Here is an 11,176-nt window from a genome sequence, read left to right on the forward strand (position 1 = left end):
GAATGTGAAGGTGATGCTGGGCTGCACCTTCAGCGCGTGGAACGGGCCGGTCCGCGGGGCGCGGGCCCGGGAGGACACCGGGTGCCCGCCCGCGAACCCGCCGCCGGCGGAGGCGGCCGCCACGTAGTCCTGGAGGGTCCGCCCCAGGACGGCCGGGTCGATCCCCCAGGCGGCCGTCCGCGCGACCAGGTCCTCCAGGGTGTCGGCCCGCGCGTGCAGGGCTCCGTTGTCGACGGCGACCTGGTAGCGGTCCACGGCGCCGAGCCCGGGGAAGGGCTCGTCGGTGCCGACGGTGGTGCGCACGTGGTCGTCGAAGACCAGCACGCCGCCTGCCTGCGGCTGGTGCAGGAGGGCCTGGTTGAGGATCTCGTCGCCCAGGGTCTCGTCGACGAACCGGCGGCCCTCCATGTTCACCAGGACGGCGTGGTCGGAGTAGTACTGCGAGTTCGGCAGGAAGTCCTGGGGCTCGAAGCGGTTCACGGGGGACCCGATGAGGTGTCCGTAGAACGTGCTCATCGCGGTGGTGCCGCCGGCCCCGGCCTGCCGGGCCAGGCGCAGGCCGTCGCCGACGCTGCCCGGGTTGGAGCGCAGCAGCAGCCGGTCGGCGTTCGGCCCCATCGCACGGGTCAGCTCGTCGCGCGCCCCCTGGAAGCCGCCGCCCGCCAGCACCACCGCCGGGGCCTCGTACCGCACCCGGCCGCCCTGTGCGGTGCGGGCCAGCAGACCCGTGACCGCGCCGTCGTCGTCCTGCAGGACCCGCAGCGCCGCCGTGCCGGTACGGCACACGCCCCCGGCCGCCTCCACCTGGGACCGGCACCGGGCCAGGATCGCGAGGACGTCCGTGGAGTAGCCGATGCCGAACGTCATGATGTCCGTCTTCGGCGTGTCGGAGACCCGCTCGCCGGTGGCGCGCAGCTCCTCCAGGCACTCGGCGTAGTCCTCGACGACGGCGCGGCCCAGGGACTCGTCCCCGAGGGGGACCCGGCGCCGGTAGGCGTCCAGGTCGGGCGCCGTCCAGAACATGCCGGCCGACAGGGCGGTGGACCCGCCGAACGTGTCCTGCTTCTCCAGGAGCGCCACCCGGGCGCCCCGCCGCGTGGCCGCCACCGCGGCCGAGGAACCGGCGATGCCGGACCCCACCACGACGACGTCGAAGCCCTCCGTGCGCACGGCGCTCATGCCGCGACCTCCTCCTGCTCGCTGCTGTTCTCGCGCAGCGGCCCGGTCCCGGCGAGGGCGGCGCCGAGCATGTGCCCGAACACCGCGCCCTTGCCCAGGGACGTGCCGGTGATGTAGGTGGCCCCGTGGAAGCCGCCCACGACCTCCCCGACGGCGTACAGGCCGCCGATCGGCTCGCCGTCGACGGTGGTGACCCGCGCGTCCGGGGTGACGGTCAGCCCGCAGTAGGTCGTCGTCATCAGGGCCTTGGCCGGGTAGGCGTAGTACGGCGGGGCGTCGATCGGCGTCAGCTCGCCCACGCCGTTGCACAGGCCGGTGCGCCCCTGCTCGTCCACGGCCGTCCCGGCGACGGCGGCGTTGTACCGCTCGACCGTGGCGACCAGTTCCCCGGGGGCGACGCCGGCCAGGCGGGCGACCTCCTCCAGGGAGTCGGCCTCGTGCAGGTGCCCCAGCTCCTGCAGGGCGTCCATGTCCTTCAGGGGGATGCCTCGGTGGGACTGCGCGCGCACCCGGGAGTCGAACACCTGGACGCCGAGTCCGTCGGGCTGGCCCAGGACGGCCCGGCCGAGCGACTTGTAGTCGATCGACTCGTCCACGAACCGCCTCCCGGCCGTGTTCACGACGATCGCGCCCATGTAGTAGGCGGTCAGCAGCTCGTGGAACTCCTCACCCGTCTCCGGGTGGGAGCCGTAGGTCGCCGCCACGAACGACATGTCCGCCATCCCCGCGCCCAGGCGCCAGGCCATGCGCAGGCCGTCACCGGTGTTGCCGCGCCCGCCGTACGGGATGGCCGCCAGCTGCTCCGGCGCGAACACCTTCAGCATCTCGGTGCCGCGGCTGAACCCGCCCGTGGCCAGCACGACGCCCCGGCGGCCGTACAGCTCCACCGGCCCGTCCGGGCCCTCCGCCAGCACGCCCACGACCCGTGCGCCGTCGGTCAGCAGGCGGCGCGCGGCCGTGCCCGTCAGCGTGGTGCCGCCCGCCGCGGCGAACGCCGCGTGCAGGCTCGCCAGGACGTCCTTGATCTCGCTGTTGTGCCCGCGAGCGGCCGACATCCCGGAGCTGATCGCCACCTCGCGGAAGCGCACGCCGTGGTCCTTCAGGAACCGGTGGGCGGCGTGCTGGTGGGCCAGGTAGGCGTCCACCAGGGCCGGGTCGTTCAGGTGCCCGCCGCCCTCCAGCAGGTCGTGCCGGAACAGGTCCTCGGAGTCCTCGATGCCCTCCTCGGCCTGCTCCGGGGTGCCGGAGAAGGCGAACCAGCCGCCGCTCATCGCCGAGGAGCCGCCCAGCGCGGGCTGCTTCTCGACCAGCAGGACGTCCAGCCCTGCCTCGGCGGCCGTGGTCGCGGTGGTCTGCCCGGCGATGCCGGAACCCAGGACCACCAGGTCGTGCTCACTGCGGTGCTTCATGGTGCGTCGCTCTCCTGGTCGGGGCCGGTGCACGAGGTGGGTGCACGGGGCGTGGCGCGAGGTTTCGTGGCGGGGGGTCCCGTGGCGCGGGGCATGGCGTGGATCGCGGCGCGAGGTCCCGTGGCGCGGGGGCCGTGGCGCGGATCAGGCGCGGGGGGCCCAGCCACCGTCGACGTCGATGCTGGTGCCGGTGATGTAGGACGCCTGCGGGGACAGCAGGAACTCCACGGCCGCCGCGACCTCCTCCGGGCGCGCGTACCGGTGGGCCGGGACCTGGTCCACGATCGGGCCGGTCGGCGGGACCTGGCCCATCATCGGCGTCCCCACGAACCCCGGGGCGACCCCGTTGACCCGGATGCACCGCCCGGCCAGCTCGTGCGCCAGACTGATCGTCAGGTTCGCCAGCGCGGCCTTCGAGGCCCCGTAGACCATCGCCGACGGCAGGAACGGCGGGTACGGGGCGCCCACCGGGCCGCCGGTCCCCGTGCGCCCCGCGATCGACAGCAGGTTCACGATGCTCGCGCTGCCGTCGTCGGGCATCAGGGGGGCGGCCTCGCGCACCAGGAAGAACGGCGCGGCCACGTTGACCGCCATCACCTGGTGGAACAGGTCGTCGTCGATGTCGGCCAGCTCGATCTTGCGGCCCTCCCGCTTCGGGGAGATGCCGACGGCGTTCACGACGGCCCCGATCGGGGCCAGACCCGAGGCCGCCGCCGCGAGCTCCGCGTTCACGGCCGACGACGTCAGGTCGCCGCCGAAGCCGAGGTGGCCCTCGCCGGGCAGGCCCTTCGCGGTGGCCTCGGCACGGGCGCCGTCGACGTCCGCGACGACCACGCGGTAGCCGGAACGTGCCAGCCGGGCCGAGATCACGGAGCCGATGCCGCCGGCGCCGCCGGTCACGATCGCCGAGCGCCCGGAATTGGACACCGGCTGGGCTTGCGGGCTCTGTGCGGGCAGGACAGGGGTGGTGGTCATGTCAGACACCTCCGACGGTGTGGTCCGCCTGCCGCGGGGCCGCGGACAGGGCGTTGATGGTGGGGGTGGCCTGCTCGGCCGCGTCGTCGACGCGGCCGCCGGTCCGGCCGTCGGCGCGGTCCGGGTCACGTCCGTCGACGCGGTCCGCGTCACGGCGGCCGTCGAAGTGGTGACGCTCGCCCTCGAGCGTGCGGTAGTCGCCCATGCGGGCCATCACGAGCAGCGCGACGACGATCGTCACGGCCCAGAAGACCGTGATGCCGAGCGTGGAGCCGCCCGAGACGTCCAGCAGCCACGAGGCGAGGAACGGCGCCGGGGCCGCGAACAGGAGGTTGGTGCCCGTCAGGGCCAGGGCCGAGCCGGTGTAGCGCATGCGGGTCGGGAAGGCCTCGGCGAACAGGGCGCCCTGCCCGGCGTTGCCGAACTGCGCGCACACCAGGGCGAAGGAGACCATCAGCAGGGCCGCCGGGAAGCTGCCGGTGCCGACCACGGGGAAGAACACCACGGCGGCCACGAGGGTGCCGGCCGAGCCCGTCATCAGGACCCGGCGCCGCCCGAAGCGGTCCGCCGCGCGGCCACCGCACCAGATCGCGACGACCGAGCACAGGTTGGCGATCGTCACGATGGTGAACGTCTGGCTGCGGGAGAAGCCGATGCCCGTCAGGTAGCTCAGGCCGTACACGCTCACCACGTAGAACGTGATGACGATCGGGGAGAACGCCAGGATCAGGCGCACGATCGTGGCGCCGTGGCCGCGCAGCACCTCGGCCGGCGTGCTGGTCGCGGCCGCGGCTTCCGCCACGTCCTCCCGGAAGACCGGGGTCTCCTCCACCTTGAACCGGATGTAGACGCCGACGGCGACCAGCAGGATGCTCGCCAGGAACGGGACGCGCCAGCCCCAGGACATGAACGCCTGCTCGCTCAGCGTCGCCGACAGGAGCGTCAGCGCCAGATTGGCGGCGACCTGGCTGATCGGCGAGCCCATCGCCATCAGGGCCCCGTAGAACGCGCGCCGGTCCCCGGGCGCGTGCTCCATGGTCATCAACTGGGCTCCGGTGGCCTCCCCGCCGAGGGCGAACCCCTGGACGAAGCGCATCGCCACCAGCAGGACCGGCGCGGCCACCCCGATCTGCGAGACCGACGGCAGGAGCCCGATCACCAGGGAGGCCAGCCCCATCGAGACGAAGGTGACCAGCAGGATCCTGCGGCGCCCGACCTTGTCCCCCAGGTGGCCGAAGACGATGCCGCCCAGCGGGCGGGCGAAGAACCCGACGCCGAACGTGGCGAACGAGGCCAGCAGGCCGGCCGCCTCACCCATCCCGGTGAAGAACAGGGCCGGGAAGACGGTGGCGGCCATGGCGCCGTAGACGGCGAAGTCGAACCACTCCAGCGCGGACCCGAAGGTCCCGCTGGCCACGGCCCTGCGCGCCTGCGGCGGCGCGGGTGTGCGCCTGCGGCGGATGCCGGGGGACCGCCGGTGGTCCTGCTGCTGGATGATGCTCATCCCGAAACCCCTTCGTCTCGACACGGAGCGAGCCGCGGGGCCGTCCGGACGGCCACGTCCGTGAGGCCTCCCCGCTCCCGGGCTCGTGTGACCGTAGTCACCTACTTGCGAAGAGAGCAATGAAAGATAGGTTTGTTGCATGGAGCGCAATGAGGGATTTCGCGTGGAGGCGGCGCACCGTGTGCTCGTCCTCGTCAAACTGCTGGGCTCGGCAGGCTCGTTGAGCGTCACGGAGGCCGCCGCGGCCCTCGACGTCAACCCGTCCACCGCCCAGCGGCTGCTGGCCACGATGGTCGGGGACGGGTTCGCCCGGCAGGGCGAGCGCCGCCGGTACCTCCCCGGCCCGGAGATGGCCCGGCCCGCCGCGGCCGCCGCCCCGACGCTGCGCGACCAGGTGCGCCCCTACCTGGAGCAGCTCTTCGAGGCGGTCAACGAGACCGTCCACCTCGCCACCCTGGTCGGCACCGAGATCCACCACGTCGACGGCATCGAGGCCACCGACCACGTCATCCGGTTCGGTCTGCGCACCGGCGTGCGCCTCTCCGCACACGTCACCTCGGCCGGCAAGGCCATGCTCGCCGGCCTCTCCGACGACGACGTCCAGGCCCGCTACCAGGTGGCCTCCAGCGGGCGCCGCCGACGCCCCCTGGGGGCCGACATGGACCACCTGCGGGAAGCCCTGGCCAAAGTGCGCAAGCACCGCATCGCCTCCAACTTCGAGGAGAGCGAGGTCGGTGTGGCCGCGTTCGCCGTCAGCCTCGGCAGCCACGAGGGACAGCACGCCGCCCTCAGCATCGCCCTGCCCGTCATGCGGTGCGGGCGTGCCGACGCCGCCCGCTTCGGCGAAGCCCTCGTCGCCGTCGCCGACCGGTACCTCATCGACCAGGGCCGGGGGCGGTGAGGGGGGCGCACGGCGAGACGGGGCGGCCGGGCGCGCCGGGGCGGTGTCCGGGCATGCCGAGGCGGGGTGCGTCGCCCTGGCCGTGAGGGCGCCGCACCCCGCCGTCGTGCGTCGTGTTCCGTCCCTGCGGGACCCTCGTCAGTCGATCTGGCGACCCAGCTGTGCCAGCGGCACCTTGTGGGTCTCGCGGGCCGTGGCCACCGCGATCGCGGAGATCACGCAGGCCAGGGAGGTGAAGGCGGCCGCCGGCCACCAGGAGTCGCCGGTGGCGGAGGAGACGGACTGGATGATCGTCGGGGAGAACCCGGTCAGGATCATGCCGAGCTGCAGGCCCACGGCCATGCCACTGACGCGGAAGCGGACGTTGAACATCTCGCTGAAGAAGGCCGGGTACACGGCGTTCGTCGCAGCGAACCCGAGCGTGATGCAGAGGAAGAAGCCCAGGTAGATCATCGGCACGTCCGCGTTCCCGACGGCCCAGAAGAACTGCCACACCGCCACGGCGCCGAACAGGTTGCCGCCGATCAGCACCGGGCGGCGGCCCACCCGGTCGCTCAGCGCGGCGAACAGCGGCTGTGTCACCAGGGCCGTGGCGTACCCGAACACGACCGCCCACAGCATCGTCGAGGAGGACACGCCCACCACGTGCGTCGCGTACGTCAGGCCCCACACCGGCACCACCGAGCTGATGACGATCAGGAAGGCCGAGAACACCACGCGCACCACGTCCGCCGGCTGGTGCTTGAAGACCAGACCGATGGGCGCCTTGGCGACCTTGCCCTGCTCCTTCTGCTCCCGGAAGGCCTCCGGGTCCTCCAGGGCGCGCCGGATGACCACGCCCACGATCACGATGACCGCGGAGGCCCAGAACGGCACCCGCCAGCCCCAGGACAACATCTGCTCCTCGGGAAGCGCCGCCACCCCGATGAACGCCAGGGTGGCCAGGATGTAGCCCACCCAGATGCCGTTGATCATCCACGAGCAGTACAGGCCGCGGCGTCCCTCCGGGGCGTGCTCCAGCGTCAGGGACGCCGAGCCGGAGGCCTCACCGCCCACCGACAGGCCCTGGAACAGGCGCAGCGTGATCAACACGGCCGGCGCCCACATGCCGATCGTGGCGTACGAGGGAAGGCAGCCGATGAGGAACGTCGCCACGCCCATCGTGATCAGTGTGATGATCATGATGTCGCGGCGCCCGAACCGGTCGCCGATGTGGCCGGCCAGGAACCCGCCCAGCGGGCGGGCCACGTACGCCACGCCATAGGAGCCCAGACTCAGCAGCAGGCCCATCGCCCCGGCGTCCGGGAAGAACACCTGACTGAACACCAGGGCCGAGGCCGAGGCGTAGATGTACATGTCGTAGTACTCCAGCGCGGAGCCCACGAAACCGGCGGCGGAGGCCTTCTTGCCCTGACTGGGGCCGCCCTTGCCGGAGGCGCCCTCGCCGGAGGCGGAGACCGCGCCGGGCTCCAGCGGCACCCCGGTCCCGCCTGCGGCGGAGACGGATGACGTGGTCGTCGTTGACATGGTGCGTCGTCCTGTTCGTCGGGAGGTGTGCGCCGTCGCACCCTCGATGTCGGTGGTCCGCGTCAGTAGTCCGCCCGGCCGCCCGAGGCGTCGTACACGAACCCGGTCGTGAACGAGGCCTGGGGCGAGACGATGTAGGAGACCAGGTGCGCGATCTCCTGGACGGTGCCGAAGCGGTGCATCGGGATCAGGGACTTCTGGATCTCCTGGCGTTCCGGCGTCATGCCCTGGATCAGGGGCGTCTCCACCGACGCGGGAGCGACGGCGTTCACCGTCACCCCGGAGGGGGCGTACTCCTTGCCGACGGCCTTGACCATCCCGATCACGCCCGCCTTCGAGGCCGAGTAGGCCGCCATCTGCGGGTTGCCCTCCTTGCCGGCCACCGAGGCGATGTGCACGATCCGCCCGTAGCCGCGCGGCAGCATCAGCTCCAGCGCCGCCCGCGTCACCGTGAAGGCGCCCCCCAGATTGAGGTCCACGATCCGCTCGAACGTCTCCTGCGACGTCTCCACCGTCGCGGCCACCGGCCCGAGGATCCCCGCACAGTTCACGACGATCTCGACCGACCCGAACGTCTCCTCGGCGCCCTTCAGCGCCGACTCCACCGACGCGACGTCCGTGACGTCCACCGCGCCCGTCATGCCCGCCACCTCGTCGTTCCACGAGGCCGACGGCAGGTCCAGGGCCAGCGTCTTGACCCCCTGCGCGCGCAGCGTCTCCACGATCGCGGAACCCATGCCGCTCGAGGCGCCGATGACGACCGCGTGCTGCTCGGCCGGAGCCCCGCCGCCCTTCGGGCCCAGGCCGCCCGGCTCGCGCTGCTGCTGGTCTGCCACCATGGTTGCTCTCCCTGCGTGAACGTCGTCGTCCGCTGTCCGGCGGGGCGCCCCTGCCCTCGCCGTGGTGTGACGGTAGGCACACTTGCGCTGGCGGCAAAGAGTTCGCGTACAAGTTGCACACCACGCAACAAGCCCATGGCGACACCGACAGTGTCACCCCCTGCCCGCCTCCTTCTCCGGGCGCCCGTCTCCGCCTCCCAGCCGACGCGGAGACGGGAAGTACCGTGACCACCCGAGAGGTCCGGTACAGACCGCTGCCGGGTACCGGACGCACACCCCCGGCACGCCGGCGGACGCACAGAAGGAGGCCAACCCGTGTCACCACAAGGCATGGCGGGACCGGTGAAGCCCGGCGAGCTGTTGTCCGAGCCCGAGGTGGCGCTCCTGACCCGTGCGCTCTCCGAGTGGGGCGGCCCCGCGCACTGCAGCCCCCAACTCGCCGTCGGCATGGGCTTCACCGGCACGCAGGACCTGTACGACCAGTGCCGAAGGCTCCGACAGGCTCTCGGCGACAACACCCCCCTCACCGCGGCGGACTGGGCGCGGACGCTTCTGGCCACCGAGATCGTCTTCGTCAGCGACCTCGCCGGCTCAGGCGTCGAATGGCCGACAACCACGGGCCGCGACGAGGCGGAGACGCTCCAGCTCCTCCGAGCGATCCAACGCAAACTGGCCCCAACCGTCAGCCCCTACTACGGCAAGACACCAAGCGACTAACTCCTCGACCGCAGCCCAGCCTCAGCGTTTCGCCGGCTGGTGGAACTGACCGTCAGTGCTCGGCGTCGAGTCGTGGTTCGACCGCCTGCCGTCGCAGGTCGGGGTGGTCCGAGCGGGCTGCCGTCCCCCACCGTCGGTTCCGTCGGCGAGGGCGCAGTCCGGGTGTCTACTCGGCCGGGCAGTCCCGGCCGGGGTTGGTCTCGAACTCTTGGCCGCCGGCGTCCAGACCGGTGGCTGTCTTGCCGAGCCGGCCGACCGACACCTTCCCGTTGGCGAGCCGGTTGTCCGCGCTCTTCGTGCCGCCTGGTCACGGCCCACCTGCGCAAATTCACATGATCGCGCGACACGCTCTCTGCAGCCGTCAGATGGTGCCGGAGGAGGGTGGTCCGGAGTCGACATCCCTGGGGCGAACCAGAGCCGGGTCGAGGTGCAGTTCGTAGGCGCCGCTGCAATCACCGATCTCGGTGCCCACCGGAGCCCCACATGGGCACAAGCTGTTTGGCCCACCCATTCCATGGGGGCCACAACAGCCGGAGTGCTGCCACCAGTTCTGGCTTTCCACCTGAGCCGGCAGCAGATACGGAGCGTCGTCGGGGTGCAGAACGATCGTGTTTCGAGGTCCTGCGGACACCAGAAACCCATCTCCGTCGGGGTCGCCGACACAAGGGCCCCCAGGAAACACGGCAACGGGGTCGTCGGTCGGTACGAATGGCGCGCCCCAAGGTTCGGGTTCCACGGCGTAGAACCCGAGGGGCATCGTGGCCGGCGCTCGACGGGCGCCGTCTGGGCCGATCCGCCCGTCGAAGCCGGGTCTGCTCAGCGTCTCGGACATCTGCACAGCCCTGGTCAGGGGGCGGGAGCAGGCGGTGCACACAAAAACGATCACGGGGTGTTCTAGCGGCTCTGCGGCCGTGGCCACAAGAGTCGAGGAGCAGGTTGATCGTCCGTCCAAGCCGGCGCCGTGACCGACACGCCATGGACACGCGACCAGTGCGGGGCAACGACAAAGGGCGGGACCCAGTAGTACTGGGTCCCGCCCTTCATGTTTGGCACGCTCGCAGGTCAGGCGACTGATCGCCGTGAAGTCTGCTGCGTGCCCCCGGCAGGATTCGAACCTGCGCACACGGCTCCGGAGGCCGTTGCTCTATCCCCTGAGCTACGGGGGCGTGTCGTCCGCTTCGCGTTCGTCGCGGTGACGGGTAGAACACTACCAGCTGATCGCGGGTGGTCGTGAACGGGTTTCGGTGGGGTGCCCGGTGGCGGGTGGAGGCACTCCGTGTCCTGTCCGGTACGGGTGGAAGTGCGGAAAGCCGGGACGGGGGGTGCACGCAGTGCCTACTCTCTAGTTGTGGCGGGCGCTTCCGGCCGGATCCTTGTCGTCGACGACAGCGAGGTGATCCGGCAGCTGATCAGGGTCAATCTCGAGCTGGAAGGGTTCGAGGTGGTGACCGCGGCCGATGGTGCCGAGTGTCTTGAAGTGATCCATCAGGTGCGCCCGGACGTCGTCACGCTGGACGTCGTGATGCCGCGGCTCGACGGGCTCGGGACGGCGGCGCGGCTGAGGTCGGATCCCGGGACGCGTGATCTGCCTCTCGCCATCGTGAGCGCGTGCAGCCGCCCCGAGGTGGAGGCCGGGCTGGACGTCGGGGTCGACGCGTTCGTGGCGAAGCCGTTCGAGCCGGCCGAACTCGTCGGGGTGGTGCGGGGGTTGATGGAGCGGGCGCGGCGGGCCTCGTCAAGCGGCGGAAACTGAGACGTGAGCACCCAAAGGGGACACGGGTTGTCCGGATGGCGGGACCCCGCCGAATCAGGTCGACCTACCCCGCCCCGGCTCCCCTAATCTGGTCCACGTGACCCCCGTCGAGCTCTCGCACACCGTGCTTCACGCGGTGCGTTCCGCCGTGGACGAGGGCGAGCTGGCGGTGGCCGTGCCCGAGACCGTCAAGGTCGCCCCGCCCGGCCCCGGGGGCTGCGGGGACTACGCGACCAACGTCGCGCTGCGGCTGGCACGGCCCGCCGGGCGTTCCGCCGCGGAGGTGGCGGAGGTGCTGCGCACCCGCCTGCTGCGGGCGAACGGGGTGCGGGACGTCGCCGTCACCGGGCCCGGGTTCCTCAACATCAGCCT

9 protein-coding genes, 1 tRNA gene and 1 pseudogene are annotated in these 11,176 nt (G+C 71.9%); 4 read left to right on the forward strand and 7 right to left on the reverse strand.

From position 1 onward, the window contains the following. The 4 genes from HW445_RS08020 to HW445_RS08035 all read right to left on the reverse strand — a co-directional run. The coding region (locus HW445_RS08020) for an FAD-dependent oxidoreductase (protein WP_180220327.1) at nt 1–1,179 on the reverse strand (1,179 nt) is incomplete at its 3' end. Beyond that, nucleotides 1,176–2,588 carry an FAD-dependent oxidoreductase gene (locus HW445_RS08025; protein ID WP_180220328.1) on the reverse strand — a complete coding sequence of 471 codons (1,413 nt, stop codon included), beginning with the start codon at nt 2,586–2,588 and terminating at the stop codon, nt 1,176–1,178. The genes HW445_RS08020 and HW445_RS08025, both read right to left, overlap by 4 nt. Nucleotides 2,589–2,732: 144 nt before the next feature. Beyond that, on the reverse strand, nt 2,733–3,563 hold the full coding sequence (locus HW445_RS08030; RefSeq protein ID WP_180220329.1) for an SDR family NAD(P)-dependent oxidoreductase: 831 nt from the start codon (nt 3,561–3,563) through the stop codon (nt 2,733–2,735). A 1-nt stretch (nt 3,564) separates the two neighbouring features. Next, nucleotides 3,565–5,067, reverse strand: coding sequence for an MFS transporter (locus HW445_RS08035; protein ID WP_180220330.1), 1,503 nt, complete (start codon nt 5,065–5,067; stop codon nt 3,565–3,567). Between the two features lie 139 nt (nt 5,068–5,206). Between HW445_RS08035 and HW445_RS08040 the strand changes: the two genes are divergently transcribed. Beyond that, nucleotides 5,207–5,968, forward strand: a complete 762-nt coding sequence (locus tag HW445_RS08040) for an IclR family transcriptional regulator (protein ID WP_180220331.1) — start codon at nt 5,207–5,209, stop codon at nt 5,966–5,968. 138 nt (nt 5,969–6,106) lie between these two features. Here the strand turns inward: HW445_RS08040 and HW445_RS08045 are convergent, their stop codons facing one another. Continuing rightward, nucleotides 6,107–7,495 (reverse strand): MFS transporter, encoded by a 1,389-nt coding sequence (locus HW445_RS08045; RefSeq protein ID WP_180220332.1) that lies wholly within the window; start codon nt 7,493–7,495, stop codon nt 6,107–6,109. Nucleotides 7,496–7,557: 62 nt separating this feature from the next. Beyond that, nucleotides 7,558–8,334 (reverse strand): SDR family NAD(P)-dependent oxidoreductase, encoded by a 777-nt coding sequence (locus HW445_RS08050; protein WP_180220333.1) that lies wholly within the window; start codon nt 8,332–8,334, stop codon nt 7,558–7,560. Nucleotides 8,335–8,649: 315 nt separating this feature from the next. Between HW445_RS08050 and HW445_RS08055 the strand changes: the two genes are divergently transcribed. Continuing rightward, a complete protein-coding gene (locus HW445_RS08055) occupies nt 8,650–9,051 on the forward strand; it encodes a hypothetical protein (RefSeq protein WP_180220334.1) in 402 nt (133 codons plus the stop codon). Between the two features lie 1,094 nt (nt 9,052–10,145). Here HW445_RS08055 and HW445_RS08060 read toward each other — a convergent pair. Then, a tRNA-Arg gene (locus HW445_RS08060) sits at nt 10,146–10,217 on the reverse strand. 134 nt (nt 10,218–10,351) lie between these two features. Here HW445_RS08060 and HW445_RS08065 point away from each other — a divergent pair. Together HW445_RS08065 and HW445_RS08070 are read left to right on the forward strand one after the other, a co-directional pair. Further along, the gene (locus tag HW445_RS08065) at nt 10,352–10,804 is read left to right on the forward strand and encodes a response regulator transcription factor (protein ID WP_374939619.1); all 453 of its coding nucleotides are present in this window, start codon (nt 10,352–10,354) and stop codon (nt 10,802–10,804) included. A 97-nt stretch (nt 10,805–10,901) separates the two neighbouring features. After that, nucleotides 10,902–11,176: pseudogene (locus HW445_RS08070) on the forward strand (hypothetical protein); the annotation flags it as partial.

Origin of the sequence: Streptomyces sp. UH6, from assembly GCF_013421635.1 — a bacterium.
GTDB classification, from domain to species: domain Bacteria; phylum Actinomycetota; class Actinomycetes; order Streptomycetales; family Streptomycetaceae; genus Streptomyces; species Streptomyces abyssomicinicus.